The following is a 25,981-nucleotide window of genomic DNA, read 5'->3' as shown; positions in this document are numbered from 1 at the left end:
ATCACGCGCCCTCGTCGAACTTGCGGTTGAACAGGTCGACCATTGCGTCCATTGCCGTCTCTTCGTCGGCGCCGTCGGTGCGCAGCGTGATCGGGTTGCCGACGCCGGCGGCGAGCATCATCACGCCCATGATGCTTTTTGCGTTGACCTCGCGGCCCTTGAAAACCAGGAACGCATTGGACTTGTAGCCTTGCAGTAGTTGCACGAGCTTGGCCGAGGCGCGCGCATGCAGGCCGAGCTTGTTGCTGATCGTGATTTCGCGTTCGAGCATCCCTGGTCCTTGCGTGCTCAGTCGATCCGGATGCCCGCCCGGCCGCCCTGTTCCGCGGTCTGGGCGAGGTCGGCGAGCGACTGCTCGGGATAATTTAGCACGCGCAACAGCATCGGCAGATTGAGGCCGGAGACGCGTTTGGTCGCCACGCCGGTCGGCGCGATGCGGTCGAGTACGTTGCTCGGCGTCGCGCCGAAGACGTCGGTCAGGACGAGTACGCCGGCGCCCGAATCGAGCGCGCGGATGCGCGCGGCGGTGGCCTCCATCGCGAAGTCGATGTCGGCGCCGGGCGGAATCGCCAGCGCGTCGACCTTGAGGCTGATCTTGCCGAGCAGGTGGCGCGAGGTTTCGATCAGCGCGTCGCCCATGCTTTCGTGAGTGAGCAGGAGTATGCCGACCGCCTTCATTCGAGCTCCCGATGGAAGGTGAGCACCTGTTCGCGCGTTGCGCGAAAGTGTTCGGCGAGTTTTTCTGCAAGGTAGACCGAGCGGTGGCGGCCGCCGGTGCAGCCGATACAGATCGTCACGTAGGAGCGGTTCTCCGCCTCGAAACGCGGCAGCCAGGTGTCGAGGAAGGTGGAGACTTCGCCCAGATACTGCATGACTTCGGGCTTCGCTTCGAGCCACTCGCGCACCGCGGGGTCGCGGCCGGAGAGCGGGCGCACGCGTGCGTCCCAGTGTGGGTTCGGCAGGCAACGTGCGTCGAAGACGAAGTCCGCGTCGGCCGGCACGCCGCGCTTGTAGGCGAACGACTCGAACAGCAACGACAGCTCGCCGCCGACCATGCCGAGCTCGGTCGCCATGAGCCGGCGCAACTGGTGCACGTTGAGTTCGCTCGTGTCGATCACGCGATTGGCGATGACCGAGACGGGCTTCAAGCGCTTGCGTTCGAGCGCGATCGCCTCGTTCAACGACAGGCCGTCGCCGGTCAGCGGGTGGCGACGGCGCGTGTCGGAATAGCGCTTGAACAGCACTTCGTCGCGCGCATCGAGGAAAATCAGCTCGTGCTCGATGCCTTGCTGCGCGAGCTCGGCGAGGATGGTCGGCACGCGCTGCAGGTCCTCGCTGCTGTTGCGCACGTCGATGCCGACCGCCAGGCGCGGGTGCGGGCCGGCCGCACCCGCGGTCGCCGCGGCGACAAATGCCGGCATCAGCGCCGCGGGCAGATTGTCGACGCAGTAATAGTCGAGGTCCTCGAGCGCGCGCAGCGCAATCGTCTTGCCCGCGCCCGACATGCCGCTGATCACGACGAGGCGCGATGCGGCATGCTGCGTTTTTTCATTTTTCCTGTCGTCGGATGAAGTCATTGCAGATATACCCTATCGCGCCCGGCAAAACCGTAGCGAGCGAAGCCAGGTTGCGCGACGCCGGAGCGCAGGAAGCGGAGTGTACTTATTACTGTACATGAGCACCGCCGGCGTGCGAGCTGGCGAGCGCAATAGGTTTTGCCGGGCGCGATCACCACGGCGACTGGCGCAGCATCTGATGTGCCTGGCGGTCGAGAAAGGTCTGCGCCGGGTCGATGCCCTTGGTCTTGAGCATGTGGTTGCGCACGGCAGCTTCGACGAGCACGGCGAGGTTGCGGCCGGCGGCGACCGGGATCGTAGTCTGCGGCACTTTGGTGTCGAGGATCTCGCGATAGCTGTTGTCGCCGTAGATGCGACCGAGGCCGGTTTCGTCGTTGTCGATCTTCTTCGTCGTGGCGAGGTGGACGATCAAGCGCAGATACTTCGACGGCTTGACCGCGGTCTGGCCGAACATCTCGCGCACGTTGAGGATGCCGAGGCCGCGCACTTCGAGCAGGTCCTGCAGGATCTCCGGGCAGGAGCCATCGATCACGTCGGGCGCGATCTGGGTGAATTCGGGCGCATCGTCGGCGACGAGGCGATGGCCGCGCGTGATCAGTTCGAGTGCGAGTTCGCTCTTGCCCGAACCCGATTCGCCGGTGATCAGCACGCCGATCGAGTAGACCTCCATGAGCACGCCGTGCAGGGTCACGCGACGCGCGAGCAGGCGCGTGAGGTGGTACTGCAGGTAGGTCAGCAGTTCGTGGCCGCGCTTGGGACTGTGCCAGATCGGCGTGTTGCTCTCGTTCGCCGCGGTGAGCACGTCGGCGGGCACATCCTGGTCCTTGGTCACGATCAGTGCGGTCGGCTGGAAGGCGATGATGCGTTCGACCGCCTCCCAGCGCTCGCGCGTGTCGAGACCGTTGAGCCAGTTCAGCTCCTCGGTGCCGATGATCTGGATCTTGTTCGGATAGATGATGTTGAGATAGCCGGCCAACGAGGGGCGTCGCGCCTGCTTCTCCGCCGGGGCGATCGCACGCTTCTCGCCGGCTTCGCCTGCGACCCAGCGCAGGGCCAGGCGTTCGGACACCTTGTCGAACAGTTCGCGGGCGGTTAAGCGTTCCATGACTTGGATGTTGGCTGCGCTGGGGTCATTTTGCCAGTTTCGTTGCGCGGTGTGTGTTTCCGCTTGTCTCTGCGGCGTTGATCCCACGCGTCATTCCATTGAAAGCCGGACTGCGCAAGCAGGATGCCGAAGTGAACATTCGCGCAGCGAATGGCCCGAAGGGCAAACTACGGATGCAGTTTGCAATCCAGCTTTTGCCTTTGATCGTTTTTAGATCAAGAGCTTCCACTCGTCCTGCGGACGAGCGTCTTACTTTCTCTGCTCGTGCAGAGAAAGTAAGCAAAGAGACACGCCCCCGACACCGCACCACGCGCGCGTTGCGCGCGTGGTGCCCTGCGCTTCTCGGCGCCGGCAGGCCGGCGCGAACTCGCGCATCCCTGCGCTCGGACATGCGCGCCTTTCCCCCGCCGGCACCAGCGATGCTCGGTGCGGTGAAGGGGGAGGAAGATCAAGATCGTAAGGCAAAAGCGGAAAGCAAAAGCTTTTCCTTCCCCTGCACGCAGCGCGGGGGAAGGTGCCCGAAGGCGGAAGGGGTGCTGTTGCTCTTGATCTTCGGGTCCCCGTTTGCCGCGGCGAGGGCAGGACGGAGATGCTCGCAGAGTCGCGCGCACGATGCGCGCGAGTTCGTTGCACGCACACGGATGTGCGTTCAACGAACCCTGGCCTGACCTCGCGAACCGCCGTAGGCGGCGCGGCATCCGGGGCGGCGTCTTTTTGGTTACTTTTTCTTCGCTGGAGAAGAAAAAGTGACCCGCGCGCGGGATGCGCGCGGAAAGGCGAAGGGACGCGTCATCAGGGAGTTAAAGGGATAGACCACGGCGTCCCTGCAGTCTGGATGCCGGCACTCCCTGCCGGCATGACGAGCCAGAGTAATCAAAGCCGGAAGCTCTCACGCGAGATGAATCGCGCGTCGCGCATCCCTGCGCGATGGCAACCACCTAATCAGCTGGCGTAGCGCGCCTCGCGCACGACTTCGCGATGGTGGTTCTGGATCTTTTCCTTGTGCTTCTTCACCTGGCGATCGAGCTTGTCGGCGAGGCCGTCGATCGCGGCATAGAGGTCAGCACCGGTGGCGTCGGCGTGGATGGTCTTGTTCATCGCGCAGTGCACGGTGGCTTCGGCTTTGTGGAACAGCTTTTCGACGGAGAGGACCACAGCGGCATCATGCAGGTGCTCGAAATGTCGGACGATGCGTCCGAGCTTGCTTTCGGCGTAATCGCGCAGGGCGGGGGTGACGATGATTTGATGCCCACTGACAGTGATCTGCATGACGAATTCCTCTGGTATTGAAGTTTCACGAGGTCCGCCCGACGAGGCGGACAGAAATTCAGACCGATGCTCTAGTCGTTGGTTCCGTGCCTCCTGTCTTTGAATGGATGCGGTTTCGATCATAGCGCAGAGGCCGCCAAGCACAAGCGGCCGCGCTCAGAAGATGAAGGAATATTCATACCCTCGCGGTACTTAGCCACGGTACGCCGGGCGACCTCGATGCCGCGCTTGTTCAGCTCGGCGGTCAAGGCCTGGTCCGACAAGGGTTTGCGCGGGGTTTCTTCGTCGATCAGCTTCTTGATCATCGCCTGGATCGCGGTCGAGGAGGCCGCGCCGCCGTCGACCGTGCCGACGCCGGAGGAGAAGAAGAATTTGAATTCGAACGTGCCGCGCGGCGTATGCAGATATTTGCGCGTGGTCATGCGCGAAACGGTCGATTCGTGCATGCCGATCTCGTCGGCGATGTCGCGCAGCACGAGCGGACGCATGGCTTCGGGGCCGAAGTCGAGGAAGGCGCTTTGCGCGCGTACGATCGCGCTGGCGACCTTGAGCATCGTTTCCGCGCGCGTGTTCAGGCTCTTGATCAGCCAACGTGCCTCTTGCAGCTGGCCGCGCAGGTATTGCGCATCGTCGCGCTGGGCGCGCGCGATCAGGCCGGAGTAATGGCGGTTGATCGATAGGCGCGGCTGGCAGTGCGGACTCAGGGCCACGACCCAGCGGCCGGCCTGACGTCGTGCGTAGGCGTCGGGCGCGACGAATTCGGGCGTGGTCGCACTGAATTGCGCGCCTGGCTTAGGATCGAGCGAGCGGACCAGGGCGATGGCGGCATCGATCGTCGCGGCATCGGTGCGCAGGAGCTTGGCCAGACGCTCGCGATCGTTGCGCGCGAGCGTTTCCAGATGGCTGGCGACGACTTCGCGCGCGGCCTGCAGACCCGGCGTGCCCGGTTCGAACGCGTCGAGCTGGACACGCAGGCATTCGCCGAGGGTACGGCTGGCGACGCCGATCGGATCGAAATGCTGGATGCGGTGGCGCATCGCTTCGATTTCCGCGAACGATGCGGCGTGGCCGTTGATCGACGGCAGGCCGGTCAGCGAAGCGCACAGCGATTCGGCGTCCTCGTGCAGATAGCCGTCCTCGTCGATCGCCTCGATGATCGTGGTGCCGATCGCGCGGTCGCGCAGCGACAGCGAAGTGAGATTGAGCTGCCAGAGCAAATGGTCGCGCAGGTCTTCCGGCTCGGGGTCCTGCTTCTCGACGCCATCCTCGTCGACCGGCTTCGGGCTGCCGTAGTCGTTGCCGTCGTCCTCGAAGTCGCCAGCAAGTTCGAAATCGTCGACCTCGCGCGTTTCGTCCGTGGCGCTGGAATCTGCGCCTTCGTCGCTGGCCTCGCGCTCGGCTTCGACGGATTCGGCGGCAGCGGCTTCGCCGTCGAACTCGTAGTCCTCGGCGCTTTCCGTATCGTCGTCGTTTCCGGCCTCGCTCAACTCGAGCAACGGATTGGATTCAAGCACCTGGCGCAGCTCGATCTCAAGCTCGACGCTGGACATCTGCAACAGTTTGATCGCCTGTTGCAATTGCGGGGTCAGCGAAAGCTGCTGATGCAGTCGGAGTTGTAGCGCGGGCTTCACGGTGAAGAGGGCAGATTGAGGTACACGGCAAATTCAGCATAGCGCCAAATCGCCGCAGAGGATCAATCCCCGGTCACATATTTTTGCCGCCGCACAGGGCCGGGTTAGGCCAGTGGCAGGACAATCTCTATCTCCAGCCCGCCGCCGTCGGCGTTGCTGGCGCGGATGCGGCCGCCCTGGCGCTCGACCGCGCGCTTGGCGATCGCCAGGCCCAGTCCCGAGCCGCCGCTCTTGCGCGCGCGCGCGTCGTCGGTGCGGTAGTAAGGTTCGAAGATGCGCGACAAATCGGCCTCGGCGACGCCCGGGCCGGAGTCGGCGACGCGCAGGCGCGCCTCGCGCTCGATGCGATCCAGACGAATGCGTATGGTCGAGTCGGGGCGGGTGTAGTTGACCGCGTTGCGCATGATGTTCTCGATCGCACTGCCAAGCAGGTCAGCCTCGGCCTGCACCTGCAGCGGCGTGCTCTGCTGGATCAGCAGCGAACACTGACGCGCCTGTGCCTCGAACGCGGCGTCGGCGACGATATCGGCGACCAAGGTGTCGAGCGCAAGCGGCTCGGCCTTCGAGGGTGTGGTCATTTCCATGCGCGAGAGCTGGATCGCCTGCGCGATCATCTCCTCGAGCCGCTCGGACTCGCGTTCGATGCGGTCGAGCTGGAGCTTGGCATCGCCGGCCGGCACCTGCGCGCGCGCGAGTTCCAGCGCGACGCGCTGGCGCGCGAGCGGCGAGCGCATCTCGTGCGAGACGTCGCGGATCAGCCGGCGCTGGCCCTCGACGAGCTCCTTCAGGCGTGCGGCCATGCTGTCGAACTCGCTCGCAAGCGCGAGCATCTCCGCGCTGCGCCCGAATTTGAGCTTGCCGACCCTGGCGTCGAGATCGCCGCCGGCGACGCGCCGTGCGCCGGCGCGGATGCGCGACAGCGGCGTGGCGACGTAGGCGGCGAGGATCAGCGAAAAAATCGCGCTGATGATGCTGGCGATGACGACCTGGTCCCAGAAATAGGTCGGGCGTCGGTAGAGCATGCGCAGCATAGTGGAATGCAGATACGCGGCGACTGCGGTGTAGCGTTGCCCGTCGTCCAGCGAAATGGAGCGGATGCGGGTGCGCCGCGAATGCAGACCCTGTTCGTCCGCGACCGCACTGGCGACTTCTTCCGCGATGCCGGGCGCGACCGTGTTGCCAAGGATGTCCTTGTTGTTCGCATCGAGCACGTACAGGGTGATGCCGCGATCGTTCGCGCCGCGCTGGACCTGGCGCAGCGCCTCGACGCCGCCGGCGTGCAGCGCGCGGCTCGCGCCGCGCAGTTGATCGTTGAGCACCGACTCCATGCGGGTGATGCCGAGGCCAGGGATCTCCTCGTTTTCGAACGTGTACGAGGTGCTCCAGGCGATCGCGAGGATCAGGACCACGGTGCCGGTCCAGAACAGGGCGAAGATGCGCCAGAACAGACGACGCATGTCAGGCCGTGGCGGACACAGGGATGCGTCGGCGTATCGTTCGCATCGGCACGGCTTTGCCGCGTCCGTTCGCGCGCATGTCGCGGCAGGATGCCCGATCATGCGTCATATGAATCACCCCTCGACGATGCGGAACAAATAACCGCCGCGCTGGATCGTGTGGATCAGCGAATCGCCGTCGGCCGCCGGGCCGAGTTTGCGCCGCAGCTTGGAAATGTGCACGTCGATGCTGCGGTCGAACGGACGCAGGGTGCGACCGAGCACTGCCTGTGCGATCGCATCCTTGCCGACCACGCGGCCGGCCTCGCGCATCAGCATGGCGAGGATGTTGAACTCGGTACCGGTCAGTGCGATCGACTCGCCGCGCACGCTGACCGTGCGCGCAGCCGCGGCGAGCTTGACCGGGCCGAGGCTGAGATCGCCCAGATGCGTCGCATCGGCCTCGCCGCGCGTACGGCGCAGGATCGCGCGCAGGCGCGCAGCAATCTCGCGTGGATTGCACGGTTTGGGCACATAGTCGTCGGCGCCGAGTTCGAGGCCGAGGATGCGGTCGATGTCTTCGCCGAGCGCGGTCAGCATCAGCACCGGCAATTGCGATGCCCGGCGCAATTCGCGCAGCACGTCGATGCCCGATTTCTGCGGCAGCATCACGTCGAGGATCATCGCATCGTAGTCGCCTTCGGCGAGGGTGCGCAGGGCCGAGTTGCCGTCCTCGGCGACATCGACATGGAAGCCTTCGCGCACAAGGAAGTCGCTGAGCAGCTGGCTCAGTTCCTCGTCGTCGTCGGCGAGCAGGATTTTGGCGTCGCTCATGGCCGCACTATACCGCGGCAGCGCGCGCTGTCACGCCGATTGGGTGGATTTTTGCAATTGGTTACATCCGCTAACAGGGTGTGTGCCTTCGCTCGTTACCCGCTGGCTTTGGCTTTTGCTGGTCAGTCCTGCATGTCCTTGGTGAGAATGCTCCAGTCAAAGCGAGACGACGGGTTCATGCACCCGACGGCATTAGAAACAGCAGCAACACGCCGAGGACTATTCGATACAGTGCAAACGGCGTGAAGCGGTGCGTGCGGATGAAGCCAAGCAGCCATTTCACTGCGATGAACGCGACGACCATCGAGACGATGAAGCCGAGTGCGAGCGCGCCCCAGTCCTCGTGGCCTTCGCCTGCCTTCATCGCCTTGAGCAATTCGTAGCCCGACGCGGCGAACATGGTCGGAATGCCGACGAGGAAGGCGAACTCGGTCGCCGCCGCGCGGTTGCTCGCACCGGCGAGCATGGCGATGAAGATCGTCGCGCCGGAACGCGAGGTACCGGGGAAAATTGCGGCGACGACCTGGGCCAGGCCGACAAGAATCGCCACCCTCCAGGTGATCGTCGCCGAGTCGCGCAGCTTCGCGGCGAAATGTTCGGCCGCGATCATCCACAGGCCGCCGATGATGAAAGCCCAGGCGATCGGAGTGATGTCGTCCTTGAGCTTGAAACCGAGCTTGGTCATGGCGAAGCCGAGCACGCCGGTGATCAGAAACGCGACGATCAGCTTCAGCGCGTAATCACGGTTTTCGCGCTGGTGGAAATTCGTCGCGAGCTGCCAGAGACGCTGGCGGTAGATCAGCACGACGGCGAGGATCGCGCCGGCCTGGATGACGACGTTGAACATCTCGCTGCGCTCGCCGAGCCAGTGTTCGGCGACGAGCAGGTGGCCGGTGGAGGAGATTGGCAGGAATTCGGTGATGCCTTCGATGATGCCGAGCAGGACAATACGGAGAAATTCGGGCATGGCGATGCGAGTTGGGTAAGTAGAATTAGTTTGGCTTGACGATGTGGAAAATTTCTCTTGCGCAAGGGGATTTGTGCTGCAATCTCCGCATCGGCAAGGGCGCCGCACGTCACGTTATGGCATCATACGATACCTTCGTTAAATCCCGCTTCCCGAACTCATGCTGATCTTCGAACTGTCGCAACCCGGCCGCGCCGCGGCTGCGCAAATTCCGGCCAAAACTTCCACTCCGGCCGATCTTCCCGACCAGTTCCGCCGCAAGACGCCGATCGGCCTGCCCGAAGTCTCCGAACTGCAGGTCGTGCGTCATTACACGAATCTGTCGCGCAAGAATTTCTCGATCGACACGCAGTTCTATCCGCTCGGCTCGTGCACGATGAAGTACAACCCGCGCGCGTGCAATTCGCTGGCGATGCTCGACGGCTTCCTCGCGCGTCATCCGTACGCGCCGGAGTCGAAGTCGCAGGGCTTCCTCGCCTGCATGTACGAGCTGCAGGAAATCCTCGCCGACGTCACCGGCATGAAGGGCGGTGTCTCGCTCGCGCCGATGGCCGGCGCGCAGGGCGAGTTCGCCGGCGTGGCGATGATCATGGCCTACCACAAGCATCGCGGCGACCTCGAGCGCACCGAGATCATCGTGCCCGACGCGGCGCACGGCACCAACCCGGCGACGGCGACGATGTGCGGCTGTACGGTGCGCGAGATTCCGACGCAGGCCGATGGCGATATTGACGTCGAAGCCTTGAAGAAAGTGCTGGGTCCGAAAACGGCCGGCATCATGCTGACCAATCCGTCGACGATCGGCGTGTTCGAGCGCCGCATCGTCGAGATAGCCAAGCTCGTGCACGAAGCGGGCGGTCTGCTGTACTACGACGGCGCGAACCTCAACGCGATCCTCGGCAAGGTGCGTCCGGGCGACATGGGCTTCGATGCGATCCACATGAACCTGCACAAGACCTTCTCGACGCCGCACGGCGGCGGTGGTCCGGGTGCGGGTGCGGTCGGCGTGTCCGAGCGCCTCAAGCCGTTCCTGCCGATTCCGATGATCGAGAAACGCGCCGACGGCAGCTACGGCTGGATCCGCAAGAAGGACCGTCCGCTCTCGATCGGCCGCCTGACCAGTTTCGCCGGCAACGCGGGCGTGCTGCTGCGCGCCTACGTCTACGCGCGCCTGCTCGGCCGCGAAGGCATGCCGCGCGTGGCCGAGTACGCGACGCTCAACGCGAACTACCTCGCCAAGCGCCTCGCTGAGAAGGGTTTCGACCTCGCCTATCCGAAGCGTCGTGCGAGCCACGAGTTCATCGTCACCGTGTCGAAGCAGAAGAAGGACAGCGGCGTGACCGCGCTCGATTTCTCCAAGAGCCTGCTCGATCGCAACATCCATGCGCCGACGAACTACTTTCCGCTGCTGATTCCCGAGTGTCTGCTGATCGAGCCGACCGAGACCGAGGCCAAAGAGACGCTCGACGAATTCGTCGAGGTGATGGGCGACTTGATCAAGCTCGCCGCGAGCGATCCGCAGAAGATGAAGGACGCGCCGATCACGCAGCCGGTGCGTCGCCTCGACGACGTCAAGGCAGCGAAGGACTTGGACATCGCCTGGCGCGGACGCACGCACCTGCACGCCGCCGACACCGCGGTGACGACCGGCGTCTGACGCGCCGTCGTCGACAGGGGAGGGACGATGCCGAGTACCGAGCCGCGTGGCCCGAAGCAAATCTACAAGGCCTTCATCTGGTCGATGAAGGGGCTGCACGCGAGCTGGACGTTCGAGGCCTCGTTCCGCCTCGAGGTCTATCTGTCGATCGTATTGTTTCCGCTCGGTCTCTGGATCGGCCGCGGCGCGGTCGAGAAAGCGATGCTTGTGGGCTGCCTGATACTCGTCCTCGCCGCGGAGATTTTGAACTCCGCGATCGAGGCAGTAGTCGATAAAACGACGCCCGAATTCCACGAGCTCGCCGGTCGCGCCAAGGACATGGGTTCGGCCGCGGTGTTCCTGCTCATGCTGAACGTGGCTTTGTGCTGGGGCTTGATCCTCTGGCAGCACGCCACGACCTAAATGTGGTGCTCGCCGTTTTCCGAACGAGGCTGAACGAGATTGGACGCTGAACTCTGGATTGCCCTGTTCACCTTGTCGACGCTGGAAATCGTGCTCGGTGTCGACAACCTCGTCTTCATCTCGATCGCGGTCAGCCGCCTTCCGGCCGAGCAGCGCGCGCTCGCGCGCAAAGTCGGACTCGCCTTCGCCTGCCTCACGCGCATCGCCCTGCTCGTCACGCTCGCCCATTTCGCGCGCATGGACGACAAGCACATGCCGCTGTTCAGCCTGTTCGGCAAGGTCATCTCGGTGCGCGACCTCATCCTCGGTGGCGGCGGTGTCTTCCTCATCGTCAAGGGCATCATGGAGATCGTCGATGCGATCCGCGGCAAGCACACCGAGACCGTTGCCAACACGGCGGCGGCGAGCTTCGCCTGGGTCATCGCCCAGATCGCGATCATCGACATCGTGTTCTCGATCGATTCGGTGATCACCGCGGTCGGCATGGTGCGCAACATCCCGGTCATGGTCGGCGCAATCGTGCTGGCCGTGGCGGTGATGTTGTTCGCGTCCAATCCGGTCGGCGAATTCATCGACAACAACCCGGCGATCCGCATGCTCGCGCTGGCGTTCATCGTGCTGATCGGCATCGTGCTCGTCGGCGAATGTCTCGACGTGCACATCCCGCGTGCCTATATCTACGGGTCGATGGCGTTCTCGGCCATCGTGGAAGTGCTCAACCTGCTCGCGGCCAAGAAGCAGAATCCGCCGGCCTGATCCGCCGCCATGCGGCGGCGCCGCTTGCGCTGCCGGCGGGCGTATTCGGTATGATGCTCCGGTTGCCATCCATCGGAGGGGTAAGACCATGCACCTGCAACGCATCGCATTGCTGTTGATCGCCGCGTTCGTCCTGTCCGGCTGCGGCTACAACGCCTTCCAGTCCAAGGACGAAGCCGTCAAGGCTGCCTGGTCCGAGGTGATCAACCAGTACCAGCGTCGCGCCGACCTCGTGCCGAACCTGGTCAATACGGTCAAGGGCTACGCCGAGCACGAGCAGTCCACGCTCGAGGCGGTGACCAACGCGCGCGCCAGCGTCGGCAAGATCACGCTCAACGCCGATGATCTCACCGACGAGAACAAGATGAAGGCGTTCCAGCAGGCACAGGGCGAGCTCTCCAGCGCGCTGTCACGGCTGATGGCCGTGTCGGAGAACTATCCGAACCTCAAGGCCGACGGCCTGTTCCAGAATCTGCAGGCGCAGCTCGAAGGCACCGAGAACCGGATTGCCGTCGCGCGCAACCGCTACATCACGGCGATCCAGGACTACAACACCTTCGCCCGCAGCTTCCCGCAGAACCTCACCGCGATGATGTTCGGCTACAAGGCCAAGGCCAACTTCACCGTCGACAACGAGAAGGCGATTTCGACCGCGCCGACCGTCGACTTCAACAAGCCTGCGGCGCAGCCGGCGCAACCGCCCGCACAACCGGCGCACTGAACACAGCGGTGTGAAAAGCACCAGGGGACACGGATTGACATGGATGCGAGCGGATTTCTCTTCCGCTGGCGTCCGGGTTGATCTGTGCCTGGTTTTTGTGTGCCTGTTATGCCTGCTCGCCCCCGCGGTGCGCGCAGCCGATGGTGATCCGCAGCCGATTCCGCCGCTCAAGGCGCATGTCACCGATCTCACCGGCACGCTCGACACGCAACAGCAGCAGCAACTGGAAAGCGAACTGACTGCGCTCGAGCAGAGCAAGGGCTCGCAGCTCGGCGTGCTCATCGTGCCGACGACGCAGCCCGAGGACATCGCGCAATACGGCATCCGCGTCGGCGACGCCTGGAAGCTTGGGCGCAAGGGCACCGACGACGGCGTGATCCTGATCGTCGCCAAGAACGACCGGCGCGTGCGCATCGAAGTCGGCCGTGGCCTCGAAGGGGCGATTCCCGATGCCGCCGGCGCACGCATCATCCGCGAATACATCACGCCAAAGTTTCGCAGTGGCGATTTCTTTGGCGGTATCCACGACGCGACCGATGCGTTGACCAAATTGATCCAGGGCGAGCCATTGCCGTCGCCGTTGACCGATGAGCACAAGTCCTCGTCCGGCAACGGCGATCCGTTCAATACGGCCATCTTCGCCGTGTTCGCGATCCTGTTTGCGCGCTCGCTGTTCGGCGGCCTGTCGGCGCCGCCGCGCGGCGGCCTCACCGCCCTCGTCGGCGGCGGTACCGCGTGGCTGCTGTCCGGCGGCGTGCTGCCGCTGACGATCGGTCTCGGTATCGTCGGTCTCGTCCTTGGCCTGCTCGGCGTCGGCGTTGGTGGCTTCGCCAATCGCGGCGGCTGGGGTGGCTTGTCGGGCGGTGGCCTCGGCGGCGGCAGTTTCGGAGGCGGCGGGGGAGGCGGTGGTTTCAGCGGCGGCGGCGGTTCGTTCGGAGGAGGCGGCGCCTCGGGGAGCTGGTGATCATGCGTGGCGCAGACGCAACTGCCCCGAGTAGTTGCCTGCGACGATTGGCGCCCACGTTTGCAGGGAAACTCTGCCGGGCGATTGCACGGTCGGTCGCCGTTGCCTTCTTCTTCGCGCTGACGCTGACAGGCGCGATCGCGCAGGACGGTCTGCAGGCGATTCCGCCGCTTGCCGCGCGCATCACCGACACGACGGACACGCTCAACGCGCAACAGACGCAGGATCTCGAATCCGAACTTGTCGCGCTCGAACAGCGCAAGGGTGCGCAGATCGCCGTGCTGATCGTGCCGACCACGCAGCCCGAGGACATCGCGCCGTATGCGACGCGCGTGTTCGAACAGTGGAAGCTCGGCCGCAAGGGCATCGACGACGGTGTGTTGCTGATCGTGGCCAAGGACGATCACCGCGTGCGTATCGAAGTCGGCCGCGGACTCGAAGGCGCCATCCCGGACGCAGCCGCGGCGCGCATCATTCGCGAATACATCACGCCCAAGTTCCGCGACAGCGATTACTACCTCGGCCTGCACGATGCTATTGCGGTGCTGACCACTCTCATCGACGGCGAATCCCTGCCGGCACCGCTCGACGGGCCGGCATCTTCGGACGATCTGCGCGCGCCGCCACTGTGGCTCACGATTCTTTTCTATATCTTCCCAATCGCGCTGATTGGCGCGGGAGTGGGGGCAGCAGTCGCGGTGGTGTTGAGCGTCATATTCGGCATCTTTCCAATCCGGATCGTGCCGATCGGCGCGCGGCACGCGAGCGGGTTGCTCGTCGGACCGGTGGTCGTCGCCGCGCTGTACCTGTGGGCAAAGCGCGCAGGCGTTGAATTGCCGAATGAGGTGCCGGCGTTCACTCCGACAGGCGTCGCCGGCATTGCGATGATCACCGCCTGGATCGGTTGGAAGATCGCTCCGAACGGCGCGTCGCAGAAGTGGATCGGCGGCATGACCTGGGGTGAGCTATTCTCGAATCTCCTCGGTTTCATTTTCAGTTTGCTGCTGGATATATTGCTCGGGGGCGGAGGGGGCAGTAGTTCGAGCGGCGGGGGCGGCTTCAGCGGCGGCGGCGGGAGTTCGGGTGGCGGTGGGGCATCGGGCAGCTGGTAGGAGAACGATATGCGTTGGACCAGACATCTCGTGGCACATACGCGTGTCAGCGCGCAGTTTCCGCGTGCGGCGCTCGACGCGATCCATCAGGCGATTGCCGCTGGCGAGCGGCTACATGTCGGACAAGTCTGCTTCGCGATCGAACATGCGATGCCGTTGCGCGACCTCGCGCGCAAGCGCACGCCGCGCGATCGCGCACAGGAAGTGTTCGCGCAGCTGCGCGTATGGGATACGGAACACAACAGCGGTGTTTTGATCTACGTGCTGCTCGCCGAGCGCGCCATCGAAATCGTCGCGGACCGTGGCATCGCCGCGCGCGTTGCACAATCCGAATGGCAGGCGGTCTGCGATCGCATGCGCGAACGGTTCGCAGCGCGCGATTACCAACGTGGCGCGGTCGAGGGCGTCGAGGCGGTCAGCGCCATTCTCGCCCGACATTTTCCGGCTGATGGCAAGCCGCGTTCGAACGAACTGTCGGATGCCCCGGTGTTGCTGTGATCCCGTTGCGCTGGGTCCTGTTCGCTCTTTGTCTCGCCGTCGCGTTGCCGCAGGTTGCCGTGACGGCTGAGTTACGACCGATTCCGCAACTCAGCGAGCGCGTCACCGATCAAACGGCGACTTTGGATGCGCAGCAAAAGCAAACGCTCGATTCCGAACTGGCTGCGCTGCAACAGCGCAAGAACTCGCAGATTGCAATACTTCTCGTTTTAAGCACGCAGCCCGAGGATATTGCGCAGTACGCGATCCGCGTGTTCGACCAATGGAAGCTCGGCCGCAAAGGCGTCGACGACGGCGTACTGCTGATCGTGGCGAAAGACGACCATCGCATGCGCATCGAAGTCGGGCGCGGCCTCGAAGGTGCAATACCGGACGCGGCCACCGCACGAATCCTGCGCGACTATGTCAAACCGAAATTCCGCGAAGGCGATTTCTACGGCGGCATTCACGACGCGACTGGAGCGCTTATCAAGTTGATCGACGGCGAAGTGTTGCCGTCGGCAGATGAGCCGGCGAAATCGAATATCCGATACAACAAAGACATCGTCGGCAATCCGCTATTCATCGTGTTTGTCGTCCTTTTGCTGTCGATCGTTCTGCGTTTGCTATTGTTCTTTCTGCCGCCGCTGCCCGGCGGACTCATTGCCGGCGGCGCAGGCGCCGCCGGTGCGTGGTACTGGATGCAGGCAATGGACTGGACGACGCTGCCGTCGTTTTTCACGGCATGCGTCAGCTTTCTGCTTGGGTTGATCCTCCGCCCGCAGTTTGGCGGAAGCTATGCACGGGCGGGCGGCGACGCCAGCTCGTTCGACAATGGCAGCGGTTCCAACAGCAGTTCCAGCAGCGACAGTGGCTCCAGTTCCAGCAGCGACAGTTTCAGTGGTGGCGGTGGCGAGTCCGCGGGTGGCGGCTCCTCGGACAGTTGGTAGCAATCGGCGGTATTCCCGGTGACGAATCGGTGGTACAACCGCGCGTAAGCGACTCTTGAACCGATATGGCGGCAGGTGAGCATGACGATCCTGATACTCGGTCTCATCCTCTTTCTCGGCGTGCATTCGGTGCGCGTCGTCGCCGATGGCTGGCGCACCCGCACGATCGCGCGCATCGGCGCGGCACGTTGGAAGGGAATGTACACGGCGGTATCGCTGATCGGGTTCGGGCTCATCGTCTGGGGCTTCGTGTTCGCGCGGCGCGAGGCGCATTTGCTCTACGTGCCGGCACTGACCGCCAAGCATGCGAACGGACTGTTCACCCTGGTCGCGTTCGTGCTGTTCGCTGCGGCCAAGGTGCCGGGCAATCACTTCAAGTCGACGCTAGGCCATCCGCAGGCATTGGGCGTGGCGGTCTGGGCGGTCGGTCATTTGCTCGCCACCGGCATGCTGCACGATGTCGTCCTGTTTGGCAGCTTTGGCGCCTGGGCCGTGGCGTCGTTCGTCGCCGGTCGCGCCCGTGATGGCCGCGCCGGGACGTCATATCCCGCGGGCACGTGGCAGGGTGACGCGAAAGCGCTGGCAGGAGGTCTGCTTATTTGGGCGCTGTTTGCGTTCTGGCTGCACGGCTGGCTGATCGGTGTTCGGCCCTTCGATTGAATTGTCGATCTTGCTACGCTAGGCGAAGCGCGCTTGCGTCGTGCAGTGGCGCGTCGCACTGCGTGCCGCGGCAGACGTAGGCGACACCGCCAGCGATGTATGTTTGCGCGGCAATCGCACCCGACAGATTTCCGGCATGGTCCGGGACGAAATACGCATCGACGCGGCGCGAGTTGCCGGCGGCAACCAGTGCGGCCTGCCATGCGTCGTTCTCTTCGACGGAGTCGAAGCGCACGACGACGAGCGTGCGCGGATGCAGGAAATCGTTGAGCGCGCGCTGCAGTGTTGCGCAGGCGGCCGGCATCTGCGTCATCGTCGCGTACGCGGCGCGCAGGGCGCGCTCGGCCGCGTCCAGATAGCGCGTTTCGCCAAGCAGGTGGCCGAGCCGCAACAGCGCGCGTGCGGCGACGCCATTGCCCGAAGGAAGCGCCTCGTCGGCGAATGGCTTGGAGTGCTGGATCAACTTTTCGTGATCGTGTGCGGTGAAGAAAAAACCGCCTTGCTCGCGATCCTCGAAGCGTTCGAGCAGCGTGTCGGCGAGCTGCGTCGCCCAGGTGAAGTCACGATCGCTCCAGCGGCACCGCAGGCATTCGAGCAGTGCGTCGAGCAAGAAGGCGTGGTCGTCGAGATAGGCCGGAAATCGTGCCGCGCCCTCGCCGGCGACGGCGTACAGGCGCGTGTCGCGCCACGCGCTCGCGTGCAGGCAATCGAGCGCATTGTCTGCGAGGCCCATCAGTGGCGGCGCCGAGAGCGTGCGCGAGGCACGCGCGATGCCGGCGATCATGAGTGCATTCCACGCAGTCAGAATCTTGTCGTCGAGGCCGGGGCGGACGCGTTGTGCGCGCGCCGCAAACAATTTCGCGCGGGCACGGGCAAGACGCGCTTGCGCTTCGCTAGACGCAAGCGCGAGCTCGGTCGTGATTTGCGCAACCGGCACGGCCGCGATCGGATTCCAGGCGTGATGCTCGAAGTTGGCTGGACGGTCGAATCCGTAGCGGCGTTCGGCCGCGGCGAATTCCTCGTCGTCCAGCAACGCGCGCACTTCCCCTCGCTGCCAGAGGTAGAACTTGCCTTCCTCGTGCTCGGAATCCGCATCGAGTGCGCTGTAGAAGCCGCCCGTGGGCGCGGTCATCTCGCGCAAAAGCCAGGCGATCAAGTCGCGTGCGAGACTGGCGTGGCCGGCGCGCTCCGCGTACAGCGGCAGCAGCTGCGCATTGTCGTAGAGCATCTTCTCGAAGTGCGGGATCTCCCAGCGCTCGTCGACGCTGTAGCGGCAGAAGCCGCCGCCGATCTGGTCGTGGATGCCGCCTTCGGCCATGCGCGTCAGGGTCAGCTCGACCGTCGCGCGCGCCTGCGGCGTGCCGAGGTCGAGTAGCAATTCCATCTCGGGGCAATGCGGGAATTTCGGCGCACCGACGTGCCCGCCGTATTCGGAATCGAAGTTGCGCTGGATTTGGGCGAGCGCGGCGCGGATCGGCGCATCGTCCAGCGCGCCGTCATGCGCTTCGCCCGAATCGTAGCTCGCGAGGAATTCGCGCAGCGTTTCATTCTGCGCGCGCACTGCGTCGCGGCGCGTGTCCCAGAAGCCGCGTACCTGGTCGAGCACATAGGCGAACGGCGGCATGCCGTAGCGCGTTTCTTTCGGAAAATAGGTGCCGGCGTAGAACGGAGTGAGGTCGTCGGGTGCGAGAAACACGGTGAGCGGCCAGCCGCCGCCGCGTCGGGTCAGGGCCTGGTGTGCGAGCTGGTAGATCTTGTCGAGGTCCGGTCGCTCCTCGCGATCCACTTTTATGCAAATGAATTTTTCGTTCATCAGCCGCGCGGTCGCCTCGTCCTCGAAGCTTTCTTGCGCCATGACGTGGCACCAGTGGCAGGCGCTGTAGCCGATCGAGAGCAGGATCGGCTTGTCCTGGGCACGCGCGGTGGCGAGTGCTTCGGCGTTCCACGGCCACCAGTCGACCGGATTGTCCGCGTGTTGGCGCAGGTAGGGGCTAGTTTCGGTGGCGAGGCGGTTGGGCATGGAGGCGTCGTGCGATGCGGTCTGCCGAAGTATCGCGCATCCGTGCGTTACATGCCGGCGCCATGTGCAGAGTGCGTTGGATCGACGCGAAGGTCTACGGGAACCAGACGCAGATGCCAAAACCGCGTCCGTGGAGCCCAGGGCCGATTTCGATCGTCGCCATGTGCGAAGCAGCGATGCGCGCGACCAGGGAGAGGCCGATGCCGCTACCGCGTGCGCGGTTGCCGGCAACGCGATAGAACCGATCGAAAATGCGCGCGTATTCGCCGCTTGGCACGCCAGGGCCGTTGTCGGCGATCGAAAGCTTCACGCCGATCACGCGGTTGCGCAGCGCGTGCTTACACGAAACTGCGACGCGACCGCCGTCGCCGCTGTAGCGCAGTGCGTTGTCGAGGAGGTTGCGCAGCAAGATGCCGAGCTCGTCGACATCGCCGTTGACGATCGCAGTGTCCGTTTCCAGCGTGATCGACTGGCACCGCTGGCGCGCGCCGAGCTCGAAGTCGCGCACGATCAGCACAACGAGTTCGGAGAGATCGACGCGTGCATGTTCGAGCGCACTCTTCGCCGCGTCGACGCGGGCCAGATCGAGCAGTTGTTCGGACAGGCGCGCGCTGCGTTCGACGCCCGCAGACAGACGCAGCAGCGCCTCGTCCTTCTCCTCGATGCTCCCGGCGCGCAGTGCAACCTGCGCATGCGTGGCGAGCACGGCGAGAGGTGTGCGCAGTTCGTGCGCGGCATCGGCGATGAAGCGGCGTTCACCTTGCACGGCGGCGTCGAGCTGCTTGAGCTGCGCGTTGAACGACTCGATCAGCGGCCGCACTTCGGTCGGCAGTTCGGCGTCGGGCAGCGGGGTCAGGTCGAACGGCTTGCGCCGGCCGATCAGCTCGCGCAGCGTGTCGATCGGCGCGAACGACCAGCGCGTCACCCACCAGATCGCGATGCCCGGGAGCATGAGTAGCAGCAGAGTGACGAACCCGGCCTTGCGCAGGCCGTTGAGCATGCCGCCGACGCGCTGCTGCGGCGACTTGCCGATCTGCACGAAAACCTTGCTGCTCGCATCGCCGATACTGTACACGCGCCATACTTCGCCGCCGATATCCTCGTTGGCGAACCCGTCGACGAAATCCGGCTTGAGCGGCGTCGTCGGCGAACTCGGCGAGCGCACGATCGCCTGGCCGTTGAGCCAGATCTGGAAACTGATGTCCTTCTCAGCCTCCACGTTCGGCATGACGCGCGGCGCCTGGGCGAGTTGCCCGGGATGGGCGAACACGCCTTCGGCGTCGGCGGGCAGGGACGCCAGGGCCAGTACGGCGACTTGGCGCAGCGAGTCGTCCCACACGGTCTGGTCGCGCGCGGCGAAGATCTGCCAAATGCCAAGCAGCACGGCCCAGAGCACGAGGATCATCAACGACAGCGCGAGCAGCAGGCGCATGCGCAACGACCTGATCCGCCGCGGTCGCACGTGTACCGTGGCGCTCGGCGATGCCGCATCGTCGGTATCGGGATCTACGGCCATATCCATCAGTGTGCCTCGCCAAGACGATAACCGAAGCCGTGCACGGTGATAATCATGTCCTCTCCGAGCTTCGCCCGCAGGCGGTGGATATAGACCGCGATCGTATTGCTCTCGATCGTACCGGAGCTGCCGTACACCGCGTCCTCGAGCTCGTTGCGCGTGATCACGCGTCCGCGGCGTTCCATCAGCACCAGCAAGGTGCGATATTCCTGCATGCTGAGCGCGACGGCGGCGCCGTCCTTGCTGACGTGGCGCCGGCCCGGGTCGACGACGATGTCGCGATAGCACAGCTTCGGCGAGACGCGGCCCTGGCTGCGGCGCACCAGCGCGCGCAGACGTGCGCCGAGTTCGTCGAACTGGAACGGTTTGACCAGGTAATCGTCGGCGCCGGCGTCGAGCCCGTTGATGCGGTCGCTGAGCTTGTCGCGTGCGGTGATGATCAGCACCGGCGTCGCGTCGTAGCGTTCACGCAGATGCGCGAGCACGGCCAGGCCGGAGCTGCCGGGCAGACCGAGATCGAGCAGGATCGCGGCATACTGGCGATCGAGCGTAGCCAGACGCGCGCTGATCGCGTCGGTAACCCAGTCGACATTCCAGCCATCCTGGCGCAGGCCGGCGCTCACCGCATCAGCGAGCATCGCATCGTCTTCGACCAGAAGTATCTGCATGGTTTTGCGCTTACCTCGACAGTTTCGCTGCGGCGGCATTGTGGTCCGGCGCGATTAAAGAGTTTTTAAAACCCGCTGCGCAGAATCTTTCCGCCCACCCGAATCGGAGTTCTCATGCGCCGCCTGCTCTCGAACCACCTGATCTTAGCTCTCCTGCCTCTGGCCTTTGCCGTTTTCCCGGGCAAAGCCGCAGCCGCCGATGAGAATGCCGAGAAAAGCGCGACGCGCAAGCCGAACGATGGTTGGGACATCACGATCGGCGCCGGTGCAGTGAGCCTACCGGAGTACCCCGGTAGCGACGAACAGAAGACGCGTGCGCTGCCGATGATCAATATCCGTTACGGCCGGTTTTTTCTTGGCGGCGACGGCAGTGCCGGCGGCGGTGGCCCCGGCGGCGGGCTCGGCGTGTATCTGTACGAAGACGAACATTGGCGCGTCGGCGCGATGGTGTCGGCCGGCGCGTTCAAAGCGCGCAAGGAAGCGGACGATGCGCGCCTGCGCGGTCTCGGCGATATCGACGGCACGGCGCGCGTCGGCGCGTTCGCCCGCTATACACAGGGATGGTTGAGCGCCCGCCTCTCGGTGTCGAGCGATGTCGGTGACAACCGGCAGGGCACGCTCGCCGAGTTGGGACTGAACGCAAACTGGGTGGTCTCGCGCCAGCTCGTGCTCAGCGCCGGGCCAAGCGTGACCTGGGCAAATGGTGAGTACATGCAGACCTTCTTCGGCATCGATGCGCTGCAGTCGGAGCGCTCCGGTCGCCCACAATATCGTGCCGGTGGCGGCGTGAGCAGCATCGGTTTCGGCGCCAGCGCGCGCTATCGCTTCGACGAGCATTGGGGCCTGGGAGCCTTTGCGTCCACGTCACAGCTGCAGGGCGATGCGAAGGACAGCCCGATCACACAGGACAAGACGCAGAACGTCGTCGGTGTGTTCGCGACCTATCATTTCTGAGGCTGTCCGCCACCATGAACCGCGCATTCGATTGCGGCGAAATCGAAGCAATAGCACCAGTCATCGATCGCGATCGCTGTGTAGGCGATTCCGGCTGCGTTGCGGTTTGCCCGCATCAAGTGCTCGCACTTAAGGCCGTGGCTGCACACGACTGCGACGGACTGCCGGCGAGTACGCGCTTCCTGCTGTCGCTGAGCCAAGGGCTGCAGGCCGCCGTAGTCGCACCCGAATGTTGTCGCGCATGCGGCCTTTGCTTGGCTGTGTGCTCGCAGCATGCGATCACGTTGCAGGTGCGCAATGGCGACGCGGAGTAAGGAATGAAAAATCCCGTTCCGATGCCCGGCGCGCGGCCGGGCATCCTGTAGCTTCGCTTGTGCGCAGCGCGTTACTGTTTCGACGCGCCGGGGCCGAGGTACTTGAGCAGGAACGCCTCGGTGATCCTGTAGCGCTCGGTGTTGTTATCTTCCTTGAAGAAGCCGTGGCCTTCCTTCGGCCGGGTCATGTACTCGACCGGCTTGCCGGCTTTTTGCAGCGCGTCGCGCATTTCCTCGGCGTTCTTTACCGGCACGCGCCTGTCGTCTTCGCCATGGACGATCAGCACAGGCACGTTGAACTTGTCGACGTGGTCGATCGCCGAATTGGCCTTGATGTAGGCCTCATCGCCCATGCCCCAGGCTTCGCGCAGGAAGTTGCGGCCACCGCGCGAACGGCGCGTGTCGCTGCGCTCCGCCTGGATGCGGATGTCGGAGACGCCGGCGATCGCGACCGAGCATTTGAACGTGCCCTGCGGCGCATACACGGGTTGGAAGAATGCAGTGTAGCCACCGTAGCTCGCGCCGTAGACGCAGACGCGGCTCTTGTCGACGTAGCCCTTGTCGATCGCCCAATTCAAACCATCGAGCATGTCCTGCATCATGCCTGTACCCATCTGGCGGTAGCCGGCGTCGTAGAAGTTCGCGCCGCGTCCGCCCGAACCGCGGTAGTTGACCTGGACGACGGCGTAGCCGCGCGAGGCGAGGAACTGCGCCTCGCTGTTCTCCCATCCGCTCGCGAGAGACCAGCCGTCGTTCGGACCCATCGGGCCGCCGTGCGCGATGAGCACGGTCGGCAGGTTCTTCGCCGCGCGTCCGGGCGGCAGGGTCAGATAGCCGCCGAGTTCCGTGCCGCTCGAGGCCTTGAACCAGAACGGCTTGCGCTCGCCGAGCTGCTCCGGGTTGAACCAGGGCTTGCTCTGGTACAGCGGCCGGATCGCGTTTGTCTTCAAGTCGAACATCGCATAGGTGCCGGGATCGCGGTCGCTGGCCGCGCCGACCAGCGCAACCGAGCCGTCCTCGGAAATGTCGGAGAAGCCGACGAAATGGTCGGCGAACTTGGCGTTGAGCGCCTTCAGCGCCTGCGCGTATTTGCTGTCGTCGAGCCAGGTCATCGAGGTGCGGCCGTCTTCGAACGACACCGCGTAAGGCGCGCGCGGCGCCGGCGACCAGTACACGCGGCGCACGCTGACGCGCGGATTCGAAGCGAGTACCTTGCGCTCGCTGCCATCGAGGTTGCTGACCACGAATTGACCGGGGCCGCCGTCGGGATTGCCGATCGAGTAGAGCTTGGCGCCGTCGGCCGAGATCGCGTATGGCTGGAACTGCTTGCCGACCACGCTGGCCGGGAGTTCGGTCCAGTCCTTGTCCGCAGCGGCGCGATAATAGACGTGGTCTTTGAGGTTGTTGTCCTGGCCCCAGGCGTAGCGCGCGACGCCGTCGTGGACGAGGAAGTCGTAGCCATCGGCATTGATCGCGCCGATCTCCTTGACGCTGCCGCTGACCGCATCGACGTCGAAGACCAGAGTCTTGTTCGCCTGCGCATCGCTGCCGCCACGCTCGGGCGCCGGATTGACAGTGAGGTAGAAGTGGCTATCGGCTTTGTCCGGCGTGCCGCTGATCGAGCCGAAGCCGATCGGCATCTTGAGGATGTTCATCGCCGCCTGGCTCGATCCGCGCGAGCGATCGCTGTAGAGCATGCGCTTGTTCTTGCCGTCGAAATCGACCGCGAGGATGTCGCCGGTCGCGGCGGGTTGTTCGGCGAACGCCGTTTCCTTGCCCGTGCCCAGGACCAGGCGCTTGTTGTCGACCCAGGTCACATCGATCGGCAGGAAGGTTGCAGCCATGTCGAGGCGGCTGACGTACTTCAAGTCGGGCAGGTGCAGGATCGCGAGCTGGTACTTGTTGTCGCCGCCGTTTTCCTCGGTCTTCACCGTGACCGCGATGTGCTGGCCATCGGGCGACAACACCGGCGGCCCGAGTGGCGGGTGCTTGGCAAAGTCGACTTCGGGAATGACGGTGACTTTGGGCAAGGTGATCGGTTTGGCCTCGTCGGCGACGACGGGTGCGGCAGTGGCAGCCGCGATGAGCACCACCAAGCAGGCGTGTTTGAGCATGGATGAACCTCTCCCCAGGACGAGCGGCGATTATGCCATGGCGTTCGCGTGACACGGCGAGAGGCCATCACCGCGGTGCTTTCTGCGACAATAGCGGCTGCCGGTTTTCTTTCCGTTTCGCGCATGCCTTACTTCCACGATATCGATCCGATCGCGCTGCAACTCGGTCCCGTCGCCGTACACTGGTACGGCATCATGTACCTGCTCGGCTTTGCCGGCGCCTGGTTCGTCGGCGAATACCGGCGCAAGCAGGGCAGGTTGCCGGTCAGCCACGAGGCGTTTTCCGATCTCGCCTTCTACGTCATGCTCGGCGTCATTCTCGGCGGACGCATCTGGTACATGCTTTCGTACGTTTCGCTGGACTGGATCGTGCACGATCCGCTCGCGATCTTCCGCGTCTGGGACGGTGGCATGTCGTTCCACGGCGGCCTGATCGGCGTGCTGCTCGCCGGCTGGATCTGGTCGCGACGCAACAAAGTACACTTTTTCGACACGATCGATTTCGTCGCGCCGCTGGTGCCGATCGGCCTCGGCCTCGGTCGTCTCGGCAACTTCATCAACGGCGAACTCTGGGGCAAGATCACCGATGCGCCGTGGGGCGTGATTTTCCCGAGCGCGCTCGACGACCTGCACAAGACGCGCGAAGAGCTGCATCAGATGTACCTCGCCGGCCAGCTCAACGGCCAGGCGCGCCATCCTTCGCAGCTCTACGAATTCGCGCTCGAAGGCGTGGCCATGTTCGCCGTGCTGTTCCTATTCTCGCTCAAGCCGCGTCCGCGCTATGCGATATCGGGATTGTTCGCCCTGCTCTACGGCGTGTTCCGCTTCGCCGTCGAATTCGTGCGCATTCCGGATCAACAGCTTGGTTATCTTGCCTTCGGTTGGTTGACGATGGGGCAGATCCAGTCGCTGCCGCTAGTCATCATCGGAGTCGTGTTGCTGTGGCTGTCGCGCCGCGCGCCGACCCTGCAACCCGATCTGGTCGCCGCCAATGCATCGGTATCGACGAAGGAGGTCGCCTGATGCGCCAGTACCTCGACCTGCTGCGCCACGTGCTCGAGCACGGTGACGAGAAAGCCGACCGCACCGGCACCGGCACGCTGTCGGTGTTCGGTTGGCAGATGCGCTTCAGTCTCGCCGAAGGTTTTCCGCTCGTGACGACGAAGAAGCTGCACACCAAGTCGATCGTGCGCGAACTGCTCTGGTTCCTGCGTGGCGACACCAACATCGGCTATCTCAAGCAACACGGCGTCGGCATCTGGGACGAATGGGCCGACGCGAACGGCGATCTCGGACCGGTGTACGGCAAGCAATGGAGAGCCTGGACAGTAAGCTCATGCGCGAGTCCTTCGCGCGAAAATCAAAAAGCCGGCATTCCTGCCGGCACTTCTCAACAAACATCTTCCATCGATCAAATCGCTGGAGTAGTTGAACAAATCAAGAAGAATCCCGATTCGCGCCGCCTCATCGTCAGCGCGTGGAATGTCGCCGATTTGCCCAAGATGGCGTTGCAGCCATGCCATGCACTGTTCCAGTTTCACGTGGCGAAAGGCCGGTTGTCGTGCCAGCTCTACCAGCGCTCGGGCGATATTTTCCTCGGCGTACCGTTCAACATCGCCAGCTACGCGCTGCTGACGCACATGATCGCGCAGGTTTGCGACCTCGAGCCCGGGGATTTCGTGCACACGCTCGGTGACGCGCATCTGTACAAGAATCATCTCGACCAGGCGCGCGAACAGCTGACGCGTGCGCCGCTGCCGCTGCCGAAATTGAAATTGAATCCCGCGATCCGCTCGATCGACGATTTCCGCTACGAGGACATCGCGATCGAGGGCTATCAGTCGCATGCGGCGATCAAGGCGCCGATCGCGGTCTGA

At 64.2% G+C, this 25,981-nt stretch carries 26 protein-coding genes; 13 read left to right on the top strand and 13 right to left on the bottom strand.

All coding sequences use genetic code 11. From position 1 onward, the window contains the following. Nucleotide 1: 1 nt before the first annotated feature. The 9 genes from F455_RS0116415 to F455_RS0116375 all read right to left on the bottom strand — a co-directional run bounded on the left by F455_RS0116415 (nucleotide 2) and on the right by F455_RS0116375 (nucleotide 8,819). Nucleotides 2-271 carry an HPr family phosphocarrier protein gene (locus F455_RS0116415; RefSeq protein ID WP_018974408.1) on the bottom strand — a complete coding sequence of 90 codons (270 nt, stop codon included), beginning with the start codon at nucleotides 269-271 and terminating at the stop codon, nucleotides 2-4. Between the two features lie 17 nt (nucleotides 272-288). After that, entirely contained in the window at nucleotides 289-678 is a 390-nt protein-coding gene (locus F455_RS0116410) for a PTS sugar transporter subunit IIA (protein WP_018974407.1), read from the bottom strand. Next, nucleotides 675-1,577 carry an RNase adapter RapZ gene (gene rapZ / locus F455_RS0116405; protein ID WP_018974406.1) on the bottom strand — a complete coding sequence of 301 codons (903 nt, stop codon included), beginning with the start codon at nucleotides 1,575-1,577 and terminating at the stop codon, nucleotides 675-677. Before rapZ ends, F455_RS0116410 begins: the two co-directional genes overlap by 4 nt. A 151-nt stretch (nucleotides 1,578-1,728) precedes the next feature. Further along, a complete protein-coding gene (gene hprK / locus F455_RS0116400) occupies nucleotides 1,729-2,682 on the bottom strand; it encodes an HPr(Ser) kinase/phosphatase (protein ID WP_018974405.1) in 954 nt (317 codons plus the stop codon). Nucleotides 2,683-3,624: 942 nt separating this feature from the next. Continuing rightward, a complete protein-coding gene (gene hpf / locus F455_RS0116395) occupies nucleotides 3,625-3,951 on the bottom strand; it encodes a ribosome hibernation-promoting factor, HPF/YfiA family (protein ID WP_018974404.1) in 327 nt (108 codons plus the stop codon). 119 nt (nucleotides 3,952-4,070) lie between these two features. Continuing rightward, on the bottom strand, nucleotides 4,071-5,582 hold the full coding sequence (locus tag F455_RS0116390; protein WP_018974403.1) for an RNA polymerase factor sigma-54: 1,512 nt from the start codon (nucleotides 5,580-5,582) through the stop codon (nucleotides 4,071-4,073). Between the two features lie 104 nt (nucleotides 5,583-5,686). Then, nucleotides 5,687-7,039 carry a sensor histidine kinase gene (locus F455_RS21195; RefSeq protein WP_018974402.1) on the bottom strand — a complete coding sequence of 451 codons (1,353 nt, stop codon included), beginning with the start codon at nucleotides 7,037-7,039 and terminating at the stop codon, nucleotides 5,687-5,689. A 114-nt stretch (nucleotides 7,040-7,153) separates the two neighbouring features. Continuing rightward, on the bottom strand, nucleotides 7,154-7,852 hold the full coding sequence (locus F455_RS0116380) for a response regulator transcription factor (protein ID WP_018974401.1): 699 nt from the start codon (nucleotides 7,850-7,852) through the stop codon (nucleotides 7,154-7,156). A gap of 175 nt (nucleotides 7,853-8,027) precedes the next feature. Continuing rightward, a complete protein-coding gene (locus F455_RS0116375) occupies nucleotides 8,028-8,819 on the bottom strand; it encodes an undecaprenyl-diphosphate phosphatase (protein WP_018974400.1) in 792 nt (263 codons plus the stop codon). A 160-nt stretch (nucleotides 8,820-8,979) separates the two neighbouring features. Between F455_RS0116375 and gcvPB the strand changes: the two genes are divergently transcribed. The 9 genes from gcvPB (at nucleotide 8,980) to F455_RS0116330 (ending at nucleotide 16,518) form a co-directional block, all read left to right on the top strand. Further along, nucleotides 8,980-10,476, top strand: coding sequence for an aminomethyl-transferring glycine dehydrogenase subunit GcvPB (gene gcvPB, locus F455_RS0116370; protein ID WP_018974399.1), 1,497 nt, complete (start codon nucleotides 8,980-8,982; stop codon nucleotides 10,474-10,476). Nucleotides 10,477-10,503: 27 nt separating this feature from the next. Next, on the top strand, nucleotides 10,504-10,878 hold the full coding sequence (locus tag F455_RS0116365; RefSeq protein ID WP_018974398.1) for a diacylglycerol kinase: 375 nt from the start codon (nucleotides 10,504-10,506) through the stop codon (nucleotides 10,876-10,878). A gap of 39 nt (nucleotides 10,879-10,917) precedes the next feature. Beyond that, nucleotides 10,918-11,634, top strand: a complete 717-nt coding sequence (locus tag F455_RS0116360) for a TerC family protein (protein WP_018974397.1) — start codon at nucleotides 10,918-10,920, stop codon at nucleotides 11,632-11,634. An 88-nt stretch (nucleotides 11,635-11,722) separates the two neighbouring features. After that, complete coding sequence (locus F455_RS0116355) at nucleotides 11,723-12,355, top strand: LemA family protein (protein ID WP_018974396.1); 633 nt, start codon at nucleotides 11,723-11,725, stop codon at nucleotides 12,353-12,355. 43 nt (nucleotides 12,356-12,398) lie between these two features. Continuing rightward, nucleotides 12,399-13,319 (top strand): TPM domain-containing protein, encoded by a 921-nt coding sequence (locus tag F455_RS0116350; RefSeq protein WP_051084220.1) that lies wholly within the window; start codon nucleotides 12,399-12,401, stop codon nucleotides 13,317-13,319. 47 nt (nucleotides 13,320-13,366) lie between these two features. Further along, nucleotides 13,367-14,431 carry a TPM domain-containing protein gene (locus F455_RS0116345; RefSeq protein ID WP_018974394.1) on the top strand — a complete coding sequence of 355 codons (1,065 nt, stop codon included), beginning with the start codon at nucleotides 13,367-13,369 and terminating at the stop codon, nucleotides 14,429-14,431. A gap of 9 nt (nucleotides 14,432-14,440) precedes the next feature. Then, a complete protein-coding gene (locus tag F455_RS0116340) occupies nucleotides 14,441-14,929 on the top strand; it encodes a TPM domain-containing protein (RefSeq protein ID WP_018974393.1) in 489 nt (162 codons plus the stop codon). Between the two features lie 59 nt (nucleotides 14,930-14,988). Beyond that, nucleotides 14,989-15,858, top strand: a complete 870-nt coding sequence (locus F455_RS22665) for a TPM domain-containing protein (RefSeq protein ID WP_083919006.1) — start codon at nucleotides 14,989-14,991, stop codon at nucleotides 15,856-15,858. 81 nt (nucleotides 15,859-15,939) lie between these two features. Next, a complete protein-coding gene (locus F455_RS0116330) occupies nucleotides 15,940-16,518 on the top strand; it encodes an NnrU family protein (protein ID WP_018974391.1) in 579 nt (192 codons plus the stop codon). Nucleotides 16,519-16,531: 13 nt separating this feature from the next. Here F455_RS0116330 and F455_RS0116325 read toward each other — a convergent pair whose 3' ends face one another. From F455_RS0116325 to F455_RS0116315, 3 genes are all read right to left on the bottom strand, one after another. Continuing rightward, nucleotides 16,532-18,538 (bottom strand): thioredoxin domain-containing protein, encoded by a 2,007-nt coding sequence (locus F455_RS0116325; RefSeq protein ID WP_018974390.1) that lies wholly within the window; start codon nucleotides 18,536-18,538, stop codon nucleotides 16,532-16,534. Nucleotides 18,539-18,632: 94 nt separating this feature from the next. Then, complete coding sequence (locus F455_RS0116320; protein ID WP_018974389.1) at nucleotides 18,633-20,060, bottom strand: HAMP domain-containing histidine kinase; 1,428 nt, start codon at nucleotides 20,058-20,060, stop codon at nucleotides 18,633-18,635. Next, a complete protein-coding gene (locus F455_RS0116315) occupies nucleotides 20,060-20,722 on the bottom strand; it encodes a response regulator transcription factor (protein ID WP_018974388.1) in 663 nt (220 codons plus the stop codon). Before F455_RS0116315 ends, F455_RS0116320 begins: the two co-directional genes overlap by 1 nt. 114 nt (nucleotides 20,723-20,836) lie before the next feature. Between F455_RS0116315 and F455_RS0116310 the strand changes: the two genes are divergently transcribed. Together F455_RS0116310 and F455_RS23665 are read left to right on the top strand one after the other, a co-directional pair. Continuing rightward, nucleotides 20,837-21,676 (top strand): MipA/OmpV family protein, encoded by an 840-nt coding sequence (locus F455_RS0116310; protein WP_018974387.1) that lies wholly within the window; start codon nucleotides 20,837-20,839, stop codon nucleotides 21,674-21,676. A 14-nt stretch (nucleotides 21,677-21,690) separates the two neighbouring features. After that, nucleotides 21,691-21,990, top strand: a complete 300-nt coding sequence (locus F455_RS23665) for a 4Fe-4S binding protein (protein WP_018974386.1) — start codon at nucleotides 21,691-21,693, stop codon at nucleotides 21,988-21,990. A gap of 71 nt (nucleotides 21,991-22,061) precedes the next feature. On the opposite strand, the gene F455_RS0116300 is transcribed toward F455_RS23665, so the two are convergent. Beyond that, nucleotides 22,062-24,104 carry an alpha/beta hydrolase family protein gene (locus F455_RS0116300; protein ID WP_018974385.1) on the bottom strand — a complete coding sequence of 681 codons (2,043 nt, stop codon included), beginning with the start codon at nucleotides 24,102-24,104 and terminating at the stop codon, nucleotides 22,062-22,064. Between the two features lie 123 nt (nucleotides 24,105-24,227). Between F455_RS0116300 and lgt the strand changes: the two genes are divergently transcribed. Together lgt and F455_RS0116290 are read left to right on the top strand one after the other, a co-directional pair. Then, complete coding sequence (gene lgt / locus F455_RS0116295) at nucleotides 24,228-25,127, top strand: prolipoprotein diacylglyceryl transferase (protein WP_018974384.1); 900 nt, start codon at nucleotides 24,228-24,230, stop codon at nucleotides 25,125-25,127. Next, nucleotides 25,127-25,981: a thymidylate synthase gene (locus tag F455_RS0116290; RefSeq protein ID WP_018974383.1), complete on the top strand. Its 855-nt coding sequence runs from the start codon at nucleotides 25,127-25,129 to the stop codon at nucleotides 25,979-25,981. The genes lgt and F455_RS0116290 overlap by 1 nt, the downstream gene beginning before the upstream one ends.

The sequence above is a fragment of the Rudaea cellulosilytica DSM 22992 genome, assembly GCF_000378125.1.
Taxonomy (GTDB): Bacteria; Pseudomonadota; Gammaproteobacteria; order Xanthomonadales; family Rhodanobacteraceae; genus Rudaea; species Rudaea cellulosilytica.
Note: the sequence above shows the minus strand (reverse complement) of the source record. Positions and strands in the feature narration are given on the sequence as shown.